The organism is Streptococcus mitis, from assembly GCF_001074635.1.
In the GTDB taxonomy this organism is placed as follows: Bacteria; Bacillota; Bacilli; order Lactobacillales; family Streptococcaceae; genus Streptococcus; species Streptococcus mitis_E.
In genome coordinates this window covers 21,624-42,559 of the sequence record NZ_JUQO01000195.1, presented here as the reverse complement: position 1 = coordinate 42,559, position 20,936 = coordinate 21,624, and the positions used below count along the sequence as shown (strand labels likewise).

The following is a 20,936-nucleotide window of genomic DNA, read 5'->3' as shown; positions in this document are numbered from 1 at the left end:
ATAATAGGGGTTGATGTGAAATAATAAAAAACCAAAACATAAAACTATGATTCCGGTTAAGAATAAAATGTCCTTATTTACTTTCCTCATAAAATCTCCTTTTATTTAATTTTAAGCGTTTTCTATTATTAGTATACGTCAAAAAAATAAAAAAACAAGTCTATTTATTTATTAATTTATATGGTATAATAAAATAGTTGGAGAGTTTTTTTACTACGAATCTTATGTAGTTTTACAAAAAAGAGGCTAGATAAAAACTCAATTTTAGGAGAAAATGAAGTAAAATTTCCCACAATAAAACGCATAATATCAAGGTTCAATACCTGATATTATGCGTTTTTGATTTTAAAGACTTTTTGCCCAGCCTCAATGAGGGCTTTATTTTACATAGAGTTCTTGATTTTTTAGGACAATTTCTCGTACACTTGCAAACTTCTTAAGTTTTTTGATTTCTTCTGGATGAGTGACGAGAGTGATAACGTAACCTTCCTTGCCCATACGACCAGTACGGCCAGCACGGTGAGTGTAGGTTTCGCTATCTCTAGGAACATCAAAGTTTACGACACATTCGAGGCTATCGATATCAATTCCACGAGCCAAAAGGTCAGTTGCAAGAAGCAGGGTTAGTTGCTTGTCTTTAAACTTTTCTAAGATGACTTTTCTAAATTTGACATTGACATCACTAGCGAGGGAAACAGCCAAGATATCCCGATACTGTAGTTTTTCTTCTGCACTTCCAAGGTCTGATAGGCTGTTAAAGAAGACAAGACCTCGGAAATCCTCTACATGAGCCAGTTTTCGTAGCATATCCACTCGGTGACGTTGATCTACCTGCATGTAGAAGTGCTGGATGTTGTCCAATTTTTGGTCAGAGAGATCAATGGTACGTGTGTTAGGCGCAATCTTCTTTTGGTCAAACTTGGTTGTCGCACTCATATAGACAAGTTGGTGGTCACGAGGTGCGTAGTGAGTAATTTTCTCGACAAAGTGTATCTGAGAATCATCTAGTAATTGGTCGAATTCATCCAGGATGATGGTTTCCACATTCATCATCTTGATTTTTTTCAATTTAATCAGTTCAAAGATACGGCCAGGGGTTCCAATCAGAATTTCTGGTCCTTTTTTGAGTCGTTCAATTTGACGTTTTTGACTCGAACCTGATAAGAAGAGTTGGGCTGTCAAGCTGATAGCTTCAGCCCACGTTTTACATACATCAAAAATCTGTCCAGCAAGTTCTGTATTTGGTGCTAGAATCAAGAGTTGTTGGGCTTTTTTCTTTTGTAGTCTGAGAAGACTTGGTAGGAGGTAAGCTAGGGTCTTACCAGTTCCTGTCGGGCTCACTCCTAGGAGGTTTTCTCCAGCAAGAAGGGGCTCAAATAGTTGAGTTTGAATGGGGGTGAATTCTTGGAAACCGAGTTGGTCACTCAGTTCTTGCCATTCAGTCGGTAGTTTGTTTTTCATTTTTCTGCCTCAAATCTAATGCCAGCAGTCTGGCGCATAGTATATAGTAGCTCATGAACTGAACTTGCATCTTCTAGCCAAGTTTGGTAGAGATTCAGATCTGGTTTCTGGATCATGTGTGCAAATGCACCGACTTCCTCAGTCATCGTATGAGGAGCCTGTTGGATAGGGAGTTGGATTTGATTGCCTTGATGGTCGGTAAAAATAGCCGAGCTGACATGTTCGATAGTGTTGAGGGTCAAGGTTCCATCTGTCGTATAAATCTCGCAAGGAAGATTGGAAGTAATGTTTTTCCCAGCCTTGATATGAACTTGATAGTCGGGGTAGAAGAGGATTCCGTCACCATTTAGGTCAATGTTATTGTCAAGCTGTTGAGCCTGATAGGTTGCATCCTTAGCTTTTCCAAAGAGACGAACGGCAGCGTAGAGAGGATAAATCCCCAAATCCATAAGAGCTCCACCAGCAAAATGGTCTGAAAAGACATTTGGTGTCTCCCCAGCCAACAAGTCAGGCATCTTAGAAGAATACTTGGCATAGTTGAGATCTGCTCCTAACACTTGCTTATCTGCTAAAAAGTTTTTGATGATAGTGAAAGCTTTCTCATGGTAATTACGAGCTGCTTCAAAGATAAAACAGTGATTTTTCTTAGCTGTTTGAATTAAATCCAGCCATTCTTGTGGCTGAGTGACAGCTGGCTTTTCAAGAATGACATGTTTACCTGCAGACAATGCAGCTTTTGCCTGAGCAAAATGCAAGGAGTTTGGGCTAGCAATATAGACCACATCAAAGGAGCTCTTGAAGAAGTCCTCTACTTGATCAAAGAGTTGGATATTCTGATAGCGAGAAGCAAAGGTTGCGGCAGTTTCTAGTTTTCTAGAATAGACTGCGACCAGCTGGTATTTTCCACTAGCATGGGCTGCCTCTATGAAGTGGTGGCTGATAGCGCCAGTACCAATGATACCTAATTTAAGCATAGATACTCCTTTTCCGATTTTAAATCCTTCTTTCATTATAACATAGATAGACGAGACTATCCAACAGAGGGTAAAAATTTTAAAATAAGCTACTAGGACTTTCCCAAAGAAAGTGGTACAATAATGAGATGAGTAAATGAAATGGGAGGAAAAATGAGGCTATTACCTATAAGAAAAATATCACGTCAGTCTAAGAGACTAGCGCTTTTTTTGACTTTTTGTGCAGGATATGTAGATGCCTATACGTTTATTGTGCGAGGGAACACTCTTGTGGCTGGACAAACTGGGAATGTCGTCTTTCTATCAGTGGGACTCATTCAACACAATGTGTCAGATGCCAGTGCTAAAGTAATGACCTTGCTAGCTTTTATGATGGGGGTCTTTTTACTAACGATTTATAAGGAAAAATTTAGAATTGTGAAAAAGCCCATTCTGTCATTGATTCCTTTGGCAATCTTATCAATCATTATTGGTTTTGTGCCGCAAACTGTAGATAATATCTATCTAGTGCCGCCCTTGGCTTTCTGTATGGGACTGGTGACAACTGCTTTTGGAGAAGTGTCGGGTATTGCCTATAATAACGCTTTTATGACAGGGAATATCAAACGGACCATGCTGGCTTTTGGAGATTATTTCAGAACCAAGCACACTCCTTTTTTACGTGAAGGGATTATCTTTGTTAGCCTGCTTAGTAGTTTTGTCCTTGGCGTTGTCTTTTCAGCTTATTTGACGATTTTCTATCATGAAAAGACCATTCTTGGTGTTCCTATTATGATGAGCATTTTTTACATTAGCATGCTTTTAGCCTCTTGGCAGAAAAAAGTAAAAGAAAAAGCTTCATTTTAGGTGTTATTACTTGTAAGAAAATAGGAGATATGCTATACTTGAAGAGTTGACTATGCACATTCCTGTGCAACCGCACGAACATCGTCGCTCGTCGTATAACAAATTTAAACTTCGTCATTGTCGCCTTGCCTAACATAAGTTATGCCTTCGGCTCAATTCCTAGTTTATTCTTTCTTATACTTAGAGCTCTTCTTTTAAGTGGTTCGTCCCACGATGCTAGGCGAGTCTTCACAAAAAATTCGGGGAAACCCATAAAAATCATAGGAGGTGCATAATGAGCACATACGCAATTATCAAAACTGGCGGAAAACAAGTTAAAGTTGAAGTTGGTCAAGCAGTTTACGTTGAAAAATTGAACGTTGAAGCTGGTCAAGAAGTTACTTTTAACGAAGTTGTTCTTGTTGGTGGTGAAAACACTGTTGTCGGAACTCCACTTGTTGCTGGAGCTACTGTAGTTGGAACTGTTGAAAAACAAGGAAAACAAAAGAAAGTTGTTACTTACAAGTACAAACCTAAAAAAGGTAGCCACCGTAAACAAGGTCACCGTCAACCATATACAAAAGTTGTCATCAACGCAATTAACGCTTAATTTTAAGGAGAACACATGATACAAGCAGTCTTTGAGAGAGCCGAAGATGGCGAGCTGAGGAGTGCGGAAATTACTGGACACGCCGAGAGTGGCGAATACGGCTTAGATGTCGTGTGTGCATCGGTTTCTACGCTTGCCATTAACTTTATCAATTCAATTGAGAAATTTGCAGGCTATGAACCAATCCTAGAATTAAACGAAGATGAAGGTGGCTATCTGATGGTTGAAATTCCAAAAGATCTTCCTTCACACCAGAGAGAAATGACCCAGTTATTCTTTGAATCATTTTTCTTAGGTATGGCAAACTTATCGGAGAACTCTTCTGAGTTCGTCCAAACCAGAGTTATCACAGAAAACTAACACGGAGGAAAACATTATGTTAAAAATGACTCTTAACAACTTGCAACTTTTCGCCCACAAAAAAGGTGGAGGTTCTACATCAAACGGACGTGATTCACAAGCGAAACGTCTTGGAGCTAAAGCAGCTGACGGACAAACTGTAACAGGTGGATCAATCCTTTACCGTCAACGTGGTACACACATCTATCCAGGTGTAAACGTTGGACGTGGTGGAGACGATACTTTGTTCGCTAAAGTTGAAGGCGTAGTACGCTTTGAACGTAAAGGACGCGATAAAAAACAAGTTTCTGTTTACCCAATCGCTAAATAAAAAGGTCCAGTGAACCTTTTTATCCCGAGCCTTGAAATGTAAAGGCGAGGAAGCTAGAAGTAGCATTAAATAAGGCTTTCCGAGTTTTCGGAGAGCCTGTTTTTTTTGTTTTGGTACCCATGATTTTTTCGTTCTTAGTGTAGATGAATTTTATGAGTGACATTATTTTTCTTCGATGGAAAACTTCTAAAATATGGTATAATAAAAAGATAAAGAAGTTGGGGGTAGAAGATGAACATTCAACAATTACGCTATGTTGTTGCCATTGCCAATAGTGGTACTTTCCGTGAAGCTGCTGAAAAGATGTATGTTAGTCAGCCGAGTCTGTCCATTTCTGTTCGTGATTTGGAAAAAGAGTTGGGCTTTAAGATTTTCCGTCGAACCAGCTCAGGAACTTTCTTGACTCGTCGTGGTATGGAATTCTATGAAAAAGCGCAAGAATTGGTTAAAGGATTTGATATTTTTCAAAATCAGTATGCCAATCCTGAAGAAGAAAAAGATGAATTTTCCATTGCTAGCCAGCACTATGATTTCTTACCACCAACCATTACGGCTTTTTCAGAGCGTTATCCTGACTATAAGAACTTCCGTATTTTTGAATCGACTACTGTTCAAATCTTAGATGAAGTAGCGCAAGGGCATAGTGAGATTGGGATTATCTACCTCAACAATCAAAATAAAAAAGGGATCATGCAACGGGTTGAAAAGCTAGGTCTGGAGGTCATTGAATTAATTCCCTTTCATACCCACATTTATCTTCGTGAAGGGCATCCTTTAGCCCAGAAAGAGGAATTGGTCATGGAGGATTTAGCTGATCTACCAACGGTTCGTTTCACTCAAGAAAAAGACGAGTACCTTTATTATTCAGAGAACTTTGTCGATACCAGTGCTAGTTCACAGATGTTTAATGTGACAGACCGTGCTACTTTGAATGGTATTTTGGAGCGGACGGACGCCTATGCAACAGGTTCCGGATTTTTAGATAGTGATAGTGTTAATGGCATTACAGTTATTCGTCTCAAGGATAACCTAGATAATCGCATGGTCTATGTTAAACGTGAGGAAGTGGAGCTTAGTCAGGCTGGAACTCTTTTCGTAGAAGTCATGCAAGAATATTTTAATCAGAAGAGGAAATCATGAAAAAAAGAGGAATAGTGGCAGTTATTGTATTGCTTTTGATTGCGCTGGATCAGTTGGTAAAATCCTATATCGTCTGGCAGATTCCACTGGGTGAAGTGCGCTCTTGGGTTCCTAATTTCGTTAGCTTGACCTACCTGCAAAATCGAGGGGCAGCCTTTTCGATGTTACAAGATCAGCAGTTGTTATTTGCTATCATTACTCTGGTCGTCGTGGTAGGTGCCATTTGGTATCTACATAAACACATGGAGGACTCACTCTGGATGGTCTTGGGTTTGACCTTGATTATCGCAGGTGGTCTTGGGAACTTTATTGACAGGATCAGTCAGGGCTTTGTTGTGGATATGTTTCACCTTGACTTTATCAACTTTGCAATTTTCAATGTGGCAGATAGCTATCTGACGGTTGGAGTGATTATTTTATTGATTGCAATGCTAAAAGAGGAAATAAATGGAAATTAAAATTGAAACTGGTGGTCTGCGTTTGGATAAGGCTTTGTCGGATTTGACAGAATTATCACGCAGTCTCGCGAATGAACAAATCAAATCAGGTCAGGTCTGGGTCAATGGCCAAGTCAAGAAAGCTAAATACACAGTTCAAGAGGGTGATATCGTCACTTACCATGTACCAGAGCCAGAGGTTTTAGAGTATGTGCCTGAGAATCTTCCACTAGAAATCATCTACCAAGATGAGGATGTGGCCGTTGTTAATAAACCTCAGGGGATGGTTGTGCATCCGAGTGCTGGTCATATTAGTGGAACTCTGGTAAATGCCCTTATGTATCATATTAAGGACTTATCGGGTATCAATGGGGTTCTGCGTCCAGGAATTGTTCACCGTATTGATAAAGATACGTCAGGCCTTCTCATGATTGCTAAAAACGATGAGGCGCATCTAGCACTTGCCCAAGAACTCAAGGATAAAAAGTCTCTCCGTAAATATTGGGCGATTGTTCATGGAAATCTGCCTAATGATCGTGGTGTGATTGAAGCCCCGATTGGCCGTAGTGAAAAAGACCGTAAGAAACAGGCTGTAACGGCTAAAGGGAAGCCTGCAGTGACTCGTTTCCACGTCTTGGAACGCTTTGGCGATTATAGCTTAGTGGAGTTGCAGCTAGAGACAGGGCGTACCCATCAAATCCGTGTCCACATGGCTTATATTGGTCATCCAGTCGCTGGTGATGAAGTCTATGGTCCACGCAAGACTTTGAAAGGGCATGGGCAATTTCTTCATGCCAAGACTCTAGGGTTTACTCATCCGAGAACAGGTGAGACCTTGGAATTTACAGCAGATATCCCAGAGATATTTAAGGAAACTTTGGAGAGATTAAGGAAGTAAGAATGAAAAAGAAATTGATTAGTTTAGCACTTGCAGGCGCTTTTTTAGGTTTGTCATGGTATGGGAATGTTCAAGCTCAAGAAAGTTCAGGAAATAAAATTCACTTTATCAATGTTCAAGAAGGTGGCAGTGATGCGATTATTCTTGAAAGCAATGGACATTTTGCCATGATTGATACAGGAGAAGATTATGATTTCCCAGATGGAAGTGATTCTCGCTATCCATGGAGAGAAGGAATTGAAACGTCTTATAAGCATGTTCTAACAGACCGTGTCTTTCGTCGTTTGAAGGAATTGGGTGTTCAAAAACTTGATTTTATTTTGGTGACCCATACACACAGTGATCATATTGGAAATGTTGATGAATTACTGTCTACCTATCCAGTTGACCGAGTCTATCTTAAAAAATATAGTGATAATCGTATTACTAATTCTGAACGTCTATGGGATAATCTGTATGGCTACGATAAGGTTTTACAGACTGCCGCAGAAAAAGGTGTTTCAGTTATTCAAAATATCACACAAGGGGATGCTCATTTTCAGTTTGGGGACATGGACATTCAGCTCTATAATTATGAAAATGAAACTGATTCGTCGGGTGAATTAAAGAAAATTTGGGATGACAATTCCAATTCCTTGATTAGCGTGGTAAAAGTCAATGGTAAGAAAATTTACCTTGGGGGCGACTTAGATAATGTTCATGGAGCAGAAGACAAGTATGGTCCTCTCATTGGAAAAGTTGATTTGATGAAGTTTAACCATCACCGTGATACCAATAAATCAAACACCAAGGATTTCATTAAACATTTGAGTCCGAGTTTGATTGTTCAAACCTCGGATAGTTTACCTTGGAAAAATGGTGTTGATAGTGAGTATGTCAATTGGCTTAAAGAACGAGGAATTGAGAGAATCAACGCAGCCAGCAAAGACTATGATGCTACAGTTTTTGAGATTCGACAAGATGGGTTTGTCAATATTTCAACATCCTACAAGCCGATTCCAAGTTTTCAAGCTGGTTGGCATAAGAGTGCATATGGGAATTGGTGGTATCAAGCACCTGATTCTACAGGAGAGTATGAAGTAGGTTGGAATGAAATCGAAGGTGAATGGTATTACTTTAACCAAACGGGTATCTTGTTACAGAATCAATGGAAAAAATGGAACAATCATTGGTTCTATTTGACAGACTCTGGTGCTTCTGCTAAAAATTGGAAGAAAATTGATGGAATCTGGTATTATTTCAACAAAGAAAATCAGATGGAAATTGGTTGGGTAAATACTGGAGGTCAGTCCTATTATTTATCAAACGATGGCTCTATGAAGACAGGTTGGCTTCAATATAAGGGGCAATGGTATTATTTTGCTCCATCAGGGGAAATGAAAACGGGCTGGGTAAAAGATAAAGAAACCTGGTACTATATGGATTCTACTGGTATCATGAAGACAGGCGAGATAGAAGTTTCTGGTCATCATTACTATCTAGAAGAATCAGGAGCTATGAAGCAAGGTTGGCTTAAAAAGGCAAATGATTGGTATTTCTACAAGGAAGATGGTTCACGAGCTGTTGGTTGGATTAAAGACAAGGATAAATGGTACTTCTTGAAAGAAAATGGTCAATTGCTTGTGAACGGTAAGACACCAGAAGGCTATACTGTTGATTCAAGTGGTGCCTGGTTAGTGGATGTTCCGGTAGAGAAATCTGCTACAACTAGAGTTACAAGTCATTCAGAAATAAAAAAATCCAATGAAGTAGGGACAAAAAATCTTGAAAATAAAGAAACGAGTCAACATGAAAGTGTTACAAGTTCTTCAACTAGTCAAGATTTGACTTCTTCAACTTCACAAAGCTCTTAAACGAGTGCAAACAAATCGGAATCAGAACAGTAGTAAAAAAGAAGGTTTTAGGGCCTTCTTTTTCCTATCAACTCTTTTCTATTTCCTGCCATTCATGTTATAATGGATAAATATGAAGAATCGGAGTGAGACTATGAAATACAAACGGATTGTCTTTAAGGTGGGGACTTCCTCTCTGACAAATGAGGATGGAAGTTTATCACGTAGTAAGGTAAAGGCTATTACCCAGCAGTTGGCTATGTTACACGAGGCTGGTCATGAATTGATTTTAGTGTCGTCAGGTGCCATTGCTGCAGGTTTTGGGGCCTTAGGATTTAAAAAGCGTCCGACTAAGATTGCTGATAAACAGGCTTCAGCAGCGGTAGGGCAAGGCCTTTTGTTGGAAGAGTACACGACCAACCTTCTCTTGCGCCAAATCGTTTCTGCACAAATCTTGCTGACCCAGGATGATTTTGTGGATAAGCGCCGTTATAAAAATGCCCATCAGGCTTTGTCAGTTCTACTTAGCCGTGGCGCGATTCCTATCATCAATGAGAATGACAGTGTCGTTATTGATGAGCTCAAGGTTGGGGATAATGATACTCTAAGTGCACAGGTAGCTGCCATGGTCCAAGCAGACCTTTTGGTCCTCTTGACAGATGTGGACGGTCTTTATACTGGAAATCCTAATTCAGACCCAAGAGCCAAACGCTTGGAGAAAATCGAGACTATCAATCGTGAGATTATTGATATGGCCGGTGGAGCAGGTTCGTCTAATGGTACAGGGGGCATGTTAACAAAAATCAAGGCTGCAACTATTGCGACAGAATCAGGAGTTCCTGTTTATATTTGCTCATCCTTGAAGGCAGATGCCATGATTGAGGCGGCTGAGGAAACCAAGGATGGTTCCTACTTTGTTGCAGAGGAAAAAGGTCTCCGTACCCAGAAACAATGGCTGGCCTTTTATGCTCAGAGTCAAGGTTCTATTTGGGTTGATAAAGGGGCTGCTGAAGCTCTCTCTCAACATGGAAAGAGTCTTCTCTTATCTGGTGTTGTTGATGCAGAAGGTGCCTTTTCTTACGGTGATATAGTGACAGTATTTGACAAGGAAAGTGGAAAATCACTTGGAAAAGGACGCGTGCAATTTGGAGCATCTGCTTTGGAGGATATGTTGCGTTCTCAAAAAGCCAAGGGTGTCTTGATTCACCGTGATGACTGGATTTCCATTACTCCTGAAATCCAACTACTCTTTACAGAATTTTAGAGGTAAACTATGGTAAGTACACAAGAACAATTTGAACAGGTACAGACTGTTAAAAAATCGATCAATACAGCTAGTGAAGAAGTGAAAAACCAAGCCTTGCTAGCCATGGCTGATCACTTATTAGCAGCTACTGAGGAGATTTTAGCGGCAAATGCCCTCGATATGGAAGCGGCAAAGGGTAAAATCTCAGATGTGATGCTGGATCGTCTTTATTTGGATGCAGGTCGTATAGAAGCGATGGCAACTGGTATTCGTGAAGTGGTTTCTTTACCAGATCCAATCGGTGAAGTTTTAGAAACCAATCAGCTTGAAAATGGCTTGGTTATCACCAAAAAACGTGTGGCTATGGGAGTCATCGGTATTATCTATGAAAGCCGTCCAAATGTGACGTCTGATGCAGCTGCTTTGGCTCTCAAGAGTGGGAATGCGGTTGTTCTTCGTAGTGGTAAGGATGCCTATCAAACAGCTCATGCTATTGTCACAGCTTTGAAGAAGGGCTTGGAGACGACTACTATTCACCCAGATGTGATTCAACTGGTGGAAGATACTAGCCGTGAAAGTAGTTATGCTATGATGAAGGCAAAAGGCTATCTAGACCTTCTCATTCCTCGTGGAGGAGCTGGTTTGATCAATGCAGTTGTTGAAAATGCTATCGTACCTGTTATCGAGACAGGGACTGGGATTGTCCATGTCTATGTAGATAAGGATGCAGACGAAGATAAGGCTCTGTCTATCATCAATAATGCCAAAACCAGTCGTCCTTCTGTCTGCAATGCTATGGAGGTTCTACTTGTTCATGAAGCCAAGGCAGCAAGCTTCCTTCCTCGCTTAGAGCAAGTTCTAGTTGCAGAGCGCAAGGAAGCTGGACTGGAGCCAATTCAATTCCGTGTAGATAGCACAGCAAGTCAGTTTGTTTCAGGTCGAGCGACTGAAGCACAAGACTTTGACACCGAGTTTTTAGACTATGTATTAGCTGTTAAGGTTGTGAGCAGTTTAGAAGAAGCTGTTGCCCATATTGAGGCTCACAGTACCCATCATTCGGATGCCATTGTAACTGAAAATGCTGAAGCTGCAGCTTACTTTACAGATCAAGTGGACTCTGCAGCTGTCTATGTTAATGCCTCAACTCGTTTCACAGATGGTGGCCAATTTGGTCTTGGATGTGAAATGGGAATTTCTACTCAGAAACTGCACGCGCGTGGTCCCATGGGCTTGAAAGAGTTGACTAGCTACAAGTATGTGGTTACGGGTGACGGACAGATAAGGGAGTAAGAGATGAAGATTGGATTTATCGGTTTGGGGAATATGGGTGCTAGCTTGGCCAAGTCTGTTTTGCAGGCTAAGACGGGTGATGACATTCTCCTTGCCAATCGTAGTCAAGCTAAGGTGGATGCTTTCATTGCCGACTTTGGCGGTCAGGCTTCTAGCAATGAAGAAATCTTTGCAGAAGCAGATGTGATTTTTCTAGGTGTTAAGCCAGCTCAGTTCTCAGACTTACTTTCTCAATATCAGACCATCCTTGAAAAAAGAGAAAGTCTTCTTTTGATTTCCATGGCAGCTGGATTGACCTTGGAAAAACTCGCTAGTCTTCTTCCAAATCAACACAGAATTATTCGTATGATGCCAAATACCCCTGCTTCTATCGGACAAGGAGTGATTAGTTATGCCTTGTCTCCTAATTGCAGGGCTGAGGACAGTGAGCTATTTTGTCAGCTTTTATCCAAGGCTGGTCTCTTGGTTGAACTGGGAGAAGGCTTAATCGACGCAGCAACAGGTCTTGCAGGCTGTGGACCGGCCTTTGTCTATCTTTTTATCGAGGCTTTGGCAGATGCGGGCGTTCAGACGGGATTACCAAGAGAAACAGCATTGAAAATGGCGGCTCAAACTGTGGTAGGAGCTGGGCAATTGCTCCTAGAAAGCCAAGAGCATCCTGGGGTCTTAAAAGATCAAGTTTGTAGCCCAGGAGGTTCGACTATTGCTGGTGTAGCAAGCCTAGAAGCGCATGCTTTTCGAGGAACGGTCATGGAGGCAGTCACTAAAGCCTACAAACGAACTAAAAAACTTGGTAAATAAGAGGTGGATTTGTCTGCCTCTTTTATGGTGGTTGATACTCTTCGAAAATCTCTTCAAACTGCGTCAGCTTCCATCTGCAACCTCAAAACAGTGTTTTTAGCAACCTGCGGCTAGCTTCCTAGTTGGCTCTTTGATTTTTATTGAGTATGAAATGAGAAGCAAAAAGATTGTCACAAACCCCTATTTTTTTGATAGAATAGAAGTAGTAAAAAAGAAATGAGTTAGACATGTCAAAAGGATTTTTAGTCTCTCTTGAGGGACCAGAGGGAGCAGGCAAGACCAGTGTTTTAGAGGCTCTGCTCCCAATTTTCGAGGAAAAAGGAGTAGAGGTGCTGACGACCCGTGAACCTGGCGGAGTCTTGATTGGGGAGAAGATTCGGGAAGTGATTCTGGATCCAAGTCATACTCAGATGGATGCGAAGACAGAGTTGCTTCTTTATATTGCTAGTCGCAGACAGCACTTGGTGGAAAAAGTTCTTCCAGCACTTGAAGCTGGCAAGTTGGTCATTATGGACCGCTTCATCGATAGTTCTCTTGCATATCAGGGATTTGGTCGTGGCTTGGATATTGACGCCATTGATTGGCTCAATCACTTTGCGACAGATGGACTCAAACCTGATTTGACACTCTATTTTGACATCGAGGTGGAAGAAGGACTAGCTCGCATTGCTGCTAATAGCAATCGTGAGGTCAATCGTTTGGACTTGGAAGGGTTGGACTTGCATAAAAAAGTTCGTCAAGGCTACCTTTCTCTTCTGGACAAAGAAGGAAATCGCATAGTCAAGATTGATGCGAGTCTTCCATTGGAGCAAGTTGTGGAAACTACCAAGGCTGTCTTGTTTGATAGAATGGGCTTGATTAAATGAAACAAGATCAACTAAAAGATTGGCAACCAGATCAGTTTGACCTCTTTGTCCGTATCCTAGAACAAGACCAGCTCAATCATGCCTACCTCTTTTCAGGTTTCTTTGGAAGCTTGGAAATGGCGCAATTTTTAGCTAAGAGCCTCTTTTGTACAGATAAAGTAGGTGTTTTACCATGTGAGAAATGCCGAAATTGTAAGCTGATTGAACAGGGAGAATTTCCCGATGTCACTTTGATTAAGCCAGTAAATCAGGTCATCAAGACAGAACGCATTCGGGAATTGGTGGGACAGTTTTCTCAAGCAGGGATTGAAAGCCAGCAGCAGGTCTTTATTATCGAGCAAGCTGAGAAGATGCACCCCAACGCAGCCAATTCTCTGCTCAAGGTCATCGAAGAACCCCAGAGTGAGGTTTATATTTTCTTCTTGACAAGCGATGAAGAAAAGATTTTACCGACCATCCGAAGTCGGACCCAGATTTTCCACTTTAAAAAGCAAGAAGAAAAACTCATCCATCAATTAGAACAAGCAGGTCTGGTCAAGAAAAAAGCAACTCTTTTAGCCCAGTTTGCTCAATCGCGAGCTGAAGCAGAAAAGTTGGCTAATCAGGCAGGCTTTTGGACATTGGTCGATGAAAGTGAACGCCTGCTGACTTGGTTAGTAGCTAAGAAAAAAGAAAGTTATTTGCAAGTAGCCAAATTAGCTAGCTTGGCAGATGACAAGGAAAAACAAGATCAGGTTTTACGGATTCTTGAAGTCCTCTGTGGGCAAGATATCCTACAAGCAAGAGTAAGAGTGATTTTACAAGATTTGCTAGAAGCTAGAAAAATGTGGCAAGCCAATGTTAGCTTTCAAAATGCCATGGAATATCTGGCTTTGAAAGAAATATAAACTCAAAAATGAATGATAAAGAAAGGAAAGGGCTGTTTTATGGACAAAAAAGAATTATTTGACGCGCTGGATGATTTTTCCCAACAGTTATTGGTAACCTTGGCCGATGTGGAAGCCATCAAGAAAAATCTCAAGAGCCTAGTAGAAGAAAATACAGCTCTTCGCTTGGAAAATAGTAAGTTGCGAGAACGCTTGGGTGAGGTGGAAGCAGATGCTCCTGTCAAGGCTAAGCATGTTCGTGAAAGTGTCCGTCGCATTTACCGGGATGGATTTCACGTATGTAATGATTTTTATGGACAACGTCGAGAGCAGGACGAGGAGTGTATGTTCTGTGATGAGTTGTTGTACAGGGAGTAGGCATGCAGATTCAAAAAAGTTTTAAGGGGCAGTCTCCCTATGGCAAGCTGTACCTAGTGGCAACGCCGATTGGCAATCTAGATGATATGACCTTTCGAGCTATCCAGACCTTGAAAGAAGCTGACTGGATTGCTGCTGAGGACACGCGCAATACAGGGCTTTTGCTCAAGCATTTTGATATTTCCACCAAGCAGATTAGTTTTCATGAGCACAATGCCAAGGAAAAAATTTCTGATTTGATTGGTTTCCTGAAAGCAGGACAAAGTATTGCTCAGGTCTCTGATGCAGGTCTGCCTAGCATCTCAGACCCTGGGCATGATTTAGTCAAGGCAGCGATTGAGGAAGAGATTGCAGTTGTCACCGTTCCGGGTGCCTCTGCAGGGATTTCTGCCTTGATTGCCAGTGGTTTAGCGCCACAGCCACATATCTTTTACGGCTTTTTACCGAGAAAATCAGGTCAGCAAAAGCAATTTTTCGACTCGAAAAAAGACTATCCTGAAACTCAGATTTTCTATGAATCGCCCCATCGTGTGGCAGATACGTTAGAAAATATGCTAGAAGTCTATGGTGACCGCTCGGTCGTCTTGGTCAGGGAATTGACTAAAATCTATGAAGAATACCAACGCGGTATCATTTCCGAGTTATTAGAAAGCATTGCTGAAACGCCACTTAAGGGTGAATGCCTTCTCATCGTTGAAGGTGCCAGTCAGGATGTGGAAGAAAAGGACGAGGAGGACTTGTTTTTAGAAATCCAAGCCCGTATTCAGCAAGGTATGAAGAAAAATCAAGCTATCAAGGAAGTCGCTAAGATTTACCAGTGGAATAAAAGTCAGCTTTACGCAGCCTACCATGAATGGGAAGAAAACCAAGAAAATGACTAAACAGGGAAGTTTGCCTTCTTCCCTTTTTTTGTTATACTAGTAGAAGAAAAAAATAGAAAGATTTGTGGGTGTCAAACAGTCCAGTAGCTTGTTTGAATACGGACTGAGGTTCCACCCAAAGAGGTATTAGTGTCGTGTCTCAATCTTATATCAATGTTATCGGTGCTGGTTTGGCAGGTTCTGAAGCAGCCTACCAAATTGCAGAACGTGGTATTCCAGTTAAACTTTATGAAATGCGTGGTGTCAAGTCAACACCTCAGCACAAAACAGACAATTTTGCAGAGTTAGTTTGTTCCAATTCTCTTCGTGGGGATGCCCTGACAAATGCTGTTGGGCTCCTCAAGGAAGAAATGCGTCGCTTGGGTTCTGTTATCTTGGAATCTGCTGAAGCTACCCGTGTTCCTGCAGGTGGTGCGCTTGCGGTGGACCGTGATGGTTTCTCCCAAATGGTAACCGAAAAAGTTGCCAACCATCCCTTGATTGAAGTCGTTCGTGATGAAATTACAGAATTACCAACTGATGTAATCACAGTTGTCGCTACTGGTCCTTTGACTAGCGATGCCTTGGCTGAAAAGATTCATGCCCTTAATGACGGTGATGGTTTCTATTTCTACGATGCGGCAGCCCCTATTATCGACGTCAACACTATCGATATGAGCAAGGTCTATCTCAAATCTCGTTATGATAAGGGAGAAGCAGCCTACCTCAATGCTCCAATGACCAAGCAAGAATTTATGGATTTCCATGAAGCCTTGGTTAATGCGGAAGAAGCACCGCTCAATTCTTTCGAAAAAGAAAAGTACTTTGAAGGTTGTATGCCTATCGAAGTTATGGCCAAACGTGGCATTAAAACTATGCTTTATGGTCCTATGAAACCAGTCGGTTTGGAGTATCCGGACGACTACACAGGACCTCGTGATGGAGAATTCAAAACACCTTATGCGGTGGTTCAGCTTCGTCAGGACAATGCAGCTGGTAGCCTCTATAATATTGTTGGTTTCCAGACCCACCTCAAATGGGGAGAACAAAAGCGTGTCTTCCAAATGATTCCAGGTCTTGAAAACGCTGAGTTTGTTCGCTATGGTGTCATGCACCGCAATTCTTATATGGATTCACCAAATCTTCTTGAACAGACTTACCGTTCTAAGAAACAACCAAATCTCTTCTTTGCTGGTCAGATGACGGGTGTAGAAGGCTATGTAGAGTCAGCTGCTTCAGGCTTGGTTGCGGGAATTAACGCAGCTCGTCTTTTCAAGGGAGAAAGCCAAGCTATTTTCCCAGAGACGACGGCGATTGGAAGTCTAGCTCATTACATCACCCATGCTGACAGCAAACATTTCCAACCAATGAATGTCAATTTCGGAATTATCAAGGAGTTGGAAGGCGAGCGTATTCGTGATAAGAAGGCTCGTTATGAAAAAATTGCAGAGCGTGCCCTTTCTGACTTAGAGGAATTTTTAACGGTCTAATTTTTTTCAAAGAATTGCTCATGATACTATAAAAATCTTAGAATTTGTGATAAAATAGGTAGGATAAAAGAAGGAGAGTGAAAATGGCGAATCCCAAGTATAAACGTATTTTAATCAAGTTATCAGGTGAAGCCCTTGCCGGTGAACGTGGCGTAGGGATTGATATCCAAACAGTTCAAACAATCGCAAAAGAGATTCAAGAAGTTCATAGCTTAGGTATCGAAATTGCCCTTGTTATTGGTGGAGGAAATCTCTGGCGTGGAGAACCTGCTGCAGAAGCAGGTATGGACCGCGTTCAGGCAGATTACACAGGAATGCTTGGGACTGTTATGAATGCTCTTGTGATGGCAGATTCATTGCAACAAGTTGGGGTTGATACACGTGTGCAAACAGCTATTGCTATGCAACAAGTGGCAGAGCCTTATGTCCGTGGACGTGCCCTTCGTCACCTTGAAAAAGGCCGTATCGTTATCTTTGGTGCTGGAATTGGTTCACCTTACTTCTCAACCGATACAACAGCGGCCCTTCGTGCAGCTGAAATCGAAGCAGACGCCATCCTCATGGCTAAAAATGGCGTAGATGGTGTTTACAATGCTGATCCTAAGAAGGACAAGACAGCTGTTAAATTTGAAGAATTGACCCACCGTGACGTTATCAATAAAGGTCTTCGTATCATGGACTCAACAGCTTCAACCCTCTCAATGGATAACGACATTGACTTGGTTGTCTTCAACATGAACCAACCAGGCAACATCAAACGTGTCGTATTTGGTGAAAATATCGGAACAACAGTTTCAAATAATATCTAAGAAAAGGAATAAGAAAGATTATGGCTAACGCAATTATTGAAAAAGCTAAAGAGAGAATGACCCAGTCTCACCAATCACTTGCTCGTGAATTTGGTGGTATCCGTGCTGGCCGTGCCAATGCAAGCTTGCTTGACCGTGTACATGTAGAATACTACGGAGTAGAAACTCCTCTTAACCAAATCGCTTCAATTACGATTCCAGAAGCGCGTGTTTTGTTGGTGACACCATTTGACAAATCTTCATTGAAAGACATCGAACGTGCCTTGAACGCTTCTGATCTTGGTATCACACCAGCTAATGACGGTTCTGTGATTCGCTTGGTTATCCCAGCTCTTACAGAAGAAACTCGTCGTGACCTTGCTAAAGAAGTGAAGAAGGTCGGTGAGAATGCTAAAGTGGCTGTCCGCAATATCCGTCGCGATGCTATGGACGAAGCTAAGAAACAAGAAAAAGCAAAAGAAATCACTGAAGACGAATTGAAGACTCTTGAAAAAGATATTCAAAAAGTAACAGACGATGCTGTTAAACACATCGACGACATGACTGCCAACAAAGAGAAAGAACTTTTGGAAGTCTAAAAATAAACAGAAAAACTCAGTTGGCATTGCTGGCTGAGTTTTATTCGAAAGAAGGAAATATGAATACAAATCTTGCAAGTTTTATCGTTGGACTGATCATCGATGAAAACGACCGTTTTTACTTTGTGCAAAAGGATGGTCAAACCTATGCTCTTGCTAAGGAAGAAGGTCAACATACAGTAGGGGATACGGTCAAAGGTTTTGCCTACACGGATATGAAGCAAAAACTCCGCCTGACAACCTTACAAGTGAGTGCCACTCAGGACCAATTTGGTTGGGGAACTGTAACGGAAGTTCGTAAAGACTTGGGTGTCTTTGTGGATACAGGCCTTCCTGACAAGGAAATCGTTGTGTCACTCGATATTCTCCCTGAACTCAAGGAACTCTGGCCTAAGAAGGGCGACCAACTCTACATCCGTCTTGAAGTGGACAAGAAAGACCGTATCTGGGGCCTCTTGGCTTATCAAGAAGACTTCCAACGTCTGGCTCGTCCTGCCTACAACAACATGCAGAACCAAAACTGGCCAGCCATTGTTTACCGCCTCAAGCTGTCAGGGACTTTTGTTTACCTGCCAGAAAATAACATGCTTGGCTTTATCCATCCTAGCGAGCGCTATGCAGAACCACGTTTGGGTCAAGTTCTAGATGCGCGTGTCATTGGTTTTCGTGAAGTGGACCGTACCTTGAACCTCTCCCTCAAACCACGTTCTTTTGAAATGTTGGAAAATGATGCCCAGATGATTTTGACTTATTTGGAAAGCAATGGCGGTTTCATGACCTTAAATGATAAGTCATCTCCAGACGATATCAAGGCAACCTTTGGCATTTCTAAAGGTCAGTTCAAGAAAGCACTTGGTGGCTTGATGAAGGCTGGTAAAATCAAGCAAGACCAGTTTGGGACAGAGTTGATCTAGGGTGACTTATGAGAAAATCATTTTACACTTGGCTCATGACCGAGCGCAATCCTAAAAGTAACAGTCCCAAAGCTTTCCTAGCAGACCTAGCCTTTGAAGAATCAACTTTCCCAAAACATACAGATGATTTTGATGAGGTCAGTCGCTTTTTGGAGGAGCACGCTAGTTTCTCTTTCAACCTAGGGGAATTTGACGCTATCTGGCAAGAATACTTAGAACACTAGCATGATTCACTGGGTTTGGGCTAGTAATTTCTCCACCCCTTTGCTATAATAAAAAGAAATAAAAGGATTAGAGAGGTTCTTTATTTGAAGGAACATTCAATAGACATTCAACTGAGTCATCCAGATGATCTGTTTCATCTTTTTGGTTCCAATGAACGCCATCTTCGTTTGATGGAAGAAGAGCTCGATGTGGTGATTCATGCTCGTACGGAGATTGTCCAGGTTTTGGGAGAAGAGTCTGCTTGCGAGGAAGCTCGTCAGGTTATCCAAGCTTTGATGGTCTTGGTGAACCGTGGGATGACCGTTGGTACGCCAGATGTGGTGACTGCAATTAGCATGGTCAAAAACGATGAAATTGATAAGTTTGTCGCCCTTTACGAAGAAGAAATTATCAAGGACAATACAGGGAAGCCTATCCGTGTCAAAACACTGGGTCAAAAACTTTATGTGGACAGTGTTAAACAGCACGATGTGACCTTTGGAATTGGGCCAGCAGGTACAGGGAAGACCTTCCTTGCAGTGACATTGGCAGTGACTGCCCTTAAACGTGGGCAGGTCAAGCGGATTATCTTGACACGTCCAGCGGTGGAAGCAGGAGAGAGTCTAGGTTTTCTTCCGGGTGATCTCAAGGAGAAGGTAGATCCTTACCTTCGACCTGTTTATGATGCCTTGTATCAGATTCTGGGAAAAGACCAAACGACTCGTCTCATGGAGCGAGAAATCATTGAGATTGCACCTCTTGCCTACATGCGTGGACGAACCTTGGATGATGCCTTTGTCATTCTCGATGAGGCGCAAAATACGACCATCATGCAGATGAAGATGTTCTTGACTCGTTTAGGTTTTCATTCTAAGATGATTGTCAATGGAGATATCAGTCAGATTGACCTTCCACGTAACGTCAAGTCAGGTTTGATTGATGCTCAAGAGAAACTCAAGAATATCCATCAGATTGACTTTGTTCATTTTTCAGCCAAGGATGTGGTTCGCCATCCTGTTGTCGCTCAGATTATCCGAGCTTATGAACCAGCTCCAGTGAAAAAGGCAGAGAGTGAAGAATTAGAGTCTCAACCTCTGTCTGAAGGATAGTTCTTTTGTACTTAAAATTATCTCAATACCAAGTATAAATTTGCTTTTTAAATATTTCATTCAATATCCTTATCTTGGTTAGAAACTTTTCAAGTGGTGGAATCCTATGGAATCAATCTTTTTAAAACTAGCTCAGTATCCAATAGTGGAGACAGAGCGTTTATTGCTTAGACCTGTAACCTTGGATGATGCGGAAGCAATGTTTGACTATGCCTCGGACAAGGATAATACACGTTACACTTTTCTAACCAATCAAAGCTTGGAAGAAACCAAGAATAACATTGCTCAGTTCTACTTGACCAATCCCTTGGGACGCTGGGGAATAGAACTAAAAAGCAATGGCAAATTTATTGGAACCATTGACTTGCACAAGATTGATCCTGTTCTTAAGAAGGCAGCTATTGGCTACATTATCAATAAAAAGTATTGGAATCAAGGATTGACGACAGAAGCTAATCGTGCCGTAATTAAGCTAGTTTTTGAGAAAATAGGAATGAACAAGTTAGTTGCTCTTCACGATAAGGATAATCCTGCGTCAGGAAAGGTCATGGAGAAATCAGGAATGCGTTTTTCCCACGAAGAAGCTTATGCTTGTATGGACCAGCATGAAGAAGGCCGAATCGTGACAAGAGTTCATTATGTCTTGACCAAGGAAGACTATTTTGCAAATAAATAAGC

The 20,936-nt window shown here is 41.6% G+C and carries 24 protein-coding genes and 1 pseudogene; 22 read left to right on the top strand and 3 right to left on the bottom strand.

Features of this window, described 5'->3' with window-relative positions:
• Positions 1-378 precede the first annotated feature (378 nt).
• Both ADI58_RS08355 and ADI58_RS08350 read right to left on the bottom strand, forming a co-directional pair.
• Positions 379-1,461: a DEAD/DEAH box helicase gene (locus tag ADI58_RS08355; protein WP_049522195.1), complete on the bottom strand. Its 1,083-nt coding sequence runs from the start codon at positions 1,459-1,461 to the stop codon at positions 379-381.
• Positions 1,458-2,435: a Gfo/Idh/MocA family protein gene (locus ADI58_RS08350; RefSeq protein WP_049522192.1), complete on the bottom strand. Its 978-nt coding sequence runs from the start codon at positions 2,433-2,435 to the stop codon at positions 1,458-1,460. Before ADI58_RS08350 ends, ADI58_RS08355 begins: the two co-directional genes overlap by 4 nt.
• A gap of 141 nt (positions 2,436-2,576) precedes the next feature.
• Here ADI58_RS08350 and ADI58_RS08345 point away from each other — a divergent pair, with 141 nt between their 5' ends.
• The 4 genes from ADI58_RS08345 to rpmA all read left to right on the top strand — a co-directional run bounded on the left by ADI58_RS08345 (position 2,577) and on the right by rpmA (position 4,540).
• A complete protein-coding gene (locus tag ADI58_RS08345; protein WP_080982513.1) occupies positions 2,577-3,281 on the top strand; it encodes a YoaK family protein in 705 nt (234 codons plus the stop codon).
• 274 nt (positions 3,282-3,555) lie between these two features.
• Positions 3,556-3,870 (top strand): 50S ribosomal protein L21, encoded by a 315-nt coding sequence (rplU, locus tag ADI58_RS08340; protein WP_000109141.1) that lies wholly within the window; start codon positions 3,556-3,558, stop codon positions 3,868-3,870.
• 15 nt (positions 3,871-3,885) lie between these two features.
• Positions 3,886-4,230, top strand: coding sequence for a ribosomal-processing cysteine protease Prp (locus ADI58_RS08335; RefSeq protein WP_000613699.1), 345 nt, complete (start codon positions 3,886-3,888; stop codon positions 4,228-4,230).
• Positions 4,231-4,246: 16 nt separating this feature from the next.
• Positions 4,247-4,540: a 50S ribosomal protein L27 gene (gene rpmA / locus ADI58_RS08330; protein ID WP_000916509.1), complete on the top strand. Its 294-nt coding sequence runs from the start codon at positions 4,247-4,249 to the stop codon at positions 4,538-4,540.
• 167 nt (positions 4,541-4,707) lie between these two features.
• Here rpmA and ADI58_RS11575 read toward each other — a convergent pair.
• A pseudogene (locus tag ADI58_RS11575) lies at positions 4,708-4,779 on the bottom strand (AraC family transcriptional regulator); the annotation flags it as partial.
• Between ADI58_RS11575 and ADI58_RS08325 the strand changes: the two are divergent.
• The 18 genes from ADI58_RS08325 (at position 4,772) to ADI58_RS08240 (ending at position 20,934) form a co-directional block, all read left to right on the top strand.
• A complete protein-coding gene (locus tag ADI58_RS08325; protein WP_001025694.1) occupies positions 4,772-5,680 on the top strand; it encodes a LysR family transcriptional regulator in 909 nt (302 codons plus the stop codon). The pseudogene ADI58_RS11575 and the gene ADI58_RS08325 overlap by 8 nt on opposite strands.
• Positions 5,677-6,138, top strand: coding sequence for a signal peptidase II (lspA, locus tag ADI58_RS08320; RefSeq protein ID WP_049522191.1), 462 nt, complete (start codon positions 5,677-5,679; stop codon positions 6,136-6,138). Before ADI58_RS08325 ends, lspA begins: the two co-directional genes overlap by 4 nt.
• Positions 6,128-7,015 carry an RluA family pseudouridine synthase gene (locus ADI58_RS08315; RefSeq protein WP_049522190.1) on the top strand — a complete coding sequence of 296 codons (888 nt, stop codon included), beginning with the start codon at positions 6,128-6,130 and terminating at the stop codon, positions 7,013-7,015. The genes lspA and ADI58_RS08315 overlap by 11 nt, the downstream gene beginning before the upstream one ends.
• A 2-nt stretch (positions 7,016-7,017) precedes the next feature.
• A complete protein-coding gene (gene cbpE, locus ADI58_RS08310; protein ID WP_049522189.1) occupies positions 7,018-8,868 on the top strand; it encodes a phosphorylcholine esterase CbpE in 1,851 nt (616 codons plus the stop codon).
• Between the two features lie 133 nt (positions 8,869-9,001).
• On the top strand, positions 9,002-10,111 hold the full coding sequence (proB, locus tag ADI58_RS08305) for a glutamate 5-kinase (protein WP_049522187.1): 1,110 nt from the start codon (positions 9,002-9,004) through the stop codon (positions 10,109-10,111).
• Positions 10,112-10,120: 9 nt separating this feature from the next.
• Positions 10,121-11,383: a glutamate-5-semialdehyde dehydrogenase gene (locus ADI58_RS08300; RefSeq protein ID WP_049522185.1), complete on the top strand. Its 1,263-nt coding sequence runs from the start codon at positions 10,121-10,123 to the stop codon at positions 11,381-11,383.
• A gap of 3 nt (positions 11,384-11,386) precedes the next feature.
• On the top strand, positions 11,387-12,184 hold the full coding sequence (proC, locus tag ADI58_RS08295; protein WP_049522183.1) for a pyrroline-5-carboxylate reductase: 798 nt from the start codon (positions 11,387-11,389) through the stop codon (positions 12,182-12,184).
• 227 nt (positions 12,185-12,411) lie between these two features.
• Positions 12,412-13,050, top strand: coding sequence for a dTMP kinase (tmk, locus tag ADI58_RS08290; protein ID WP_049522181.1), 639 nt, complete (start codon positions 12,412-12,414; stop codon positions 13,048-13,050).
• The gene (locus ADI58_RS08285) at positions 13,047-13,937 is read left to right on the top strand and encodes a DNA polymerase III subunit delta' (RefSeq protein ID WP_049522179.1); all 891 of its coding nucleotides are present in this window, start codon (positions 13,047-13,049) and stop codon (positions 13,935-13,937) included. Before tmk ends, ADI58_RS08285 begins: the two co-directional genes overlap by 4 nt.
• Positions 13,938-13,976: 39 nt before the next feature.
• Positions 13,977-14,294 carry a DNA replication initiation control protein YabA gene (yabA, locus tag ADI58_RS08280; protein ID WP_000358228.1) on the top strand — a complete coding sequence of 106 codons (318 nt, stop codon included), beginning with the start codon at positions 13,977-13,979 and terminating at the stop codon, positions 14,292-14,294.
• 2 nt (positions 14,295-14,296) lie between these two features.
• Entirely contained in the window at positions 14,297-15,175 is an 879-nt protein-coding gene (rsmI, locus tag ADI58_RS08275) for a 16S rRNA (cytidine(1402)-2'-O)-methyltransferase (protein ID WP_049522178.1), read from the top strand.
• A 134-nt stretch (positions 15,176-15,309) separates the two neighbouring features.
• Positions 15,310-16,644, top strand: coding sequence for a methylenetetrahydrofolate--tRNA-(uracil(54)-C(5))-methyltransferase (FADH(2)-oxidizing) TrmFO (gene trmFO, locus ADI58_RS08270; RefSeq protein WP_000083712.1), 1,335 nt, complete (start codon positions 15,310-15,312; stop codon positions 16,642-16,644).
• 83 nt (positions 16,645-16,727) lie between these two features.
• Complete coding sequence (gene pyrH, locus ADI58_RS08265; protein WP_000002995.1) at positions 16,728-17,453, top strand: UMP kinase; 726 nt, start codon at positions 16,728-16,730, stop codon at positions 17,451-17,453.
• A 20-nt stretch (positions 17,454-17,473) separates the two neighbouring features.
• Complete coding sequence (gene frr / locus ADI58_RS08260) at positions 17,474-18,031, top strand: ribosome recycling factor (RefSeq protein ID WP_001262225.1); 558 nt, start codon at positions 17,474-17,476, stop codon at positions 18,029-18,031.
• Between the two features lie 59 nt (positions 18,032-18,090).
• Entirely contained in the window at positions 18,091-18,945 is an 855-nt protein-coding gene (gene cvfB, locus ADI58_RS08255) for an RNA-binding virulence regulatory protein CvfB (RefSeq protein WP_049522177.1), read from the top strand.
• A gap of 8 nt (positions 18,946-18,953) precedes the next feature.
• Positions 18,954-19,169, top strand: a complete 216-nt coding sequence (locus ADI58_RS08250; protein WP_049522176.1) for a YozE family protein — start codon at positions 18,954-18,956, stop codon at positions 19,167-19,169.
• A gap of 84 nt (positions 19,170-19,253) precedes the next feature.
• Positions 19,254-20,258 carry a PhoH family protein gene (locus ADI58_RS08245; protein WP_049522175.1) on the top strand — a complete coding sequence of 335 codons (1,005 nt, stop codon included), beginning with the start codon at positions 19,254-19,256 and terminating at the stop codon, positions 20,256-20,258.
• 106 nt (positions 20,259-20,364) lie between these two features.
• Complete coding sequence (locus ADI58_RS08240; RefSeq protein ID WP_049522174.1) at positions 20,365-20,934, top strand: GNAT family N-acetyltransferase; 570 nt, start codon at positions 20,365-20,367, stop codon at positions 20,932-20,934.
• The last annotated feature ends 2 nt before the right edge of the window (positions 20,935-20,936 follow it).

Bases quoted from the DNA above. Each gene is read 5' to 3' on its own strand.
- ADI58_RS08355 (WP_049522195.1), bottom strand. From the start codon at position 1,461: ATGAAAAACAAACTACCGACTGAATGGCAAGAACTGAGTGACCAACTC.
- ADI58_RS08350 (WP_049522192.1), bottom strand. From the start codon at position 2,435: ATGCTTAAATTAGGTATCATTGGTACTGGCGCTATCAGCCACCACTTC.
- ADI58_RS08345 (WP_080982513.1), top strand. From the start codon at position 2,577: ATGGGAGGAAAAATGAGGCTATTACCTATAAGAAAAATATCACGTCAG.
- rplU (WP_000109141.1), top strand. From the start codon at position 3,556: ATGAGCACATACGCAATTATCAAAACTGGCGGAAAACAAGTTAAAGTT.
- ADI58_RS08335 (WP_000613699.1), top strand. From the start codon at position 3,886: ATGATACAAGCAGTCTTTGAGAGAGCCGAAGATGGCGAGCTGAGGAGT.
- rpmA (WP_000916509.1), top strand. From the start codon at position 4,247: ATGTTAAAAATGACTCTTAACAACTTGCAACTTTTCGCCCACAAAAAA.
- ADI58_RS08325 (WP_001025694.1), top strand. From the start codon at position 4,772: ATGAACATTCAACAATTACGCTATGTTGTTGCCATTGCCAATAGTGGT.
- lspA (WP_049522191.1), top strand. From the start codon at position 5,677: ATGAAAAAAAGAGGAATAGTGGCAGTTATTGTATTGCTTTTGATTGCG.
- ADI58_RS08315 (WP_049522190.1), top strand. From the start codon at position 6,128: ATGGAAATTAAAATTGAAACTGGTGGTCTGCGTTTGGATAAGGCTTTG.
- cbpE (WP_049522189.1), top strand. From the start codon at position 7,018: ATGAAAAAGAAATTGATTAGTTTAGCACTTGCAGGCGCTTTTTTAGGT.
- proB (WP_049522187.1), top strand. From the start codon at position 9,002: ATGAAATACAAACGGATTGTCTTTAAGGTGGGGACTTCCTCTCTGACA.
- ADI58_RS08300 (WP_049522185.1), top strand. From the start codon at position 10,121: ATGGTAAGTACACAAGAACAATTTGAACAGGTACAGACTGTTAAAAAA.
- proC (WP_049522183.1), top strand. From the start codon at position 11,387: ATGAAGATTGGATTTATCGGTTTGGGGAATATGGGTGCTAGCTTGGCC.
- tmk (WP_049522181.1), top strand. From the start codon at position 12,412: ATGTCAAAAGGATTTTTAGTCTCTCTTGAGGGACCAGAGGGAGCAGGC.
- ADI58_RS08285 (WP_049522179.1), top strand. From the start codon at position 13,047: ATGAAACAAGATCAACTAAAAGATTGGCAACCAGATCAGTTTGACCTC.
- yabA (WP_000358228.1), top strand. From the start codon at position 13,977: ATGGACAAAAAAGAATTATTTGACGCGCTGGATGATTTTTCCCAACAG.
- rsmI (WP_049522178.1), top strand. From the start codon at position 14,297: ATGCAGATTCAAAAAAGTTTTAAGGGGCAGTCTCCCTATGGCAAGCTG.
- pyrH (WP_000002995.1), top strand. From the start codon at position 16,728: ATGGCGAATCCCAAGTATAAACGTATTTTAATCAAGTTATCAGGTGAA.
- frr (WP_001262225.1), top strand. From the start codon at position 17,474: ATGGCTAACGCAATTATTGAAAAAGCTAAAGAGAGAATGACCCAGTCT.
- cvfB (WP_049522177.1), top strand. From the start codon at position 18,091: ATGAATACAAATCTTGCAAGTTTTATCGTTGGACTGATCATCGATGAA.
- ADI58_RS08250 (WP_049522176.1), top strand. From the start codon at position 18,954: ATGAGAAAATCATTTTACACTTGGCTCATGACCGAGCGCAATCCTAAA.
- ADI58_RS08240 (WP_049522174.1), top strand. From the start codon at position 20,365: ATGGAATCAATCTTTTTAAAACTAGCTCAGTATCCAATAGTGGAGACA.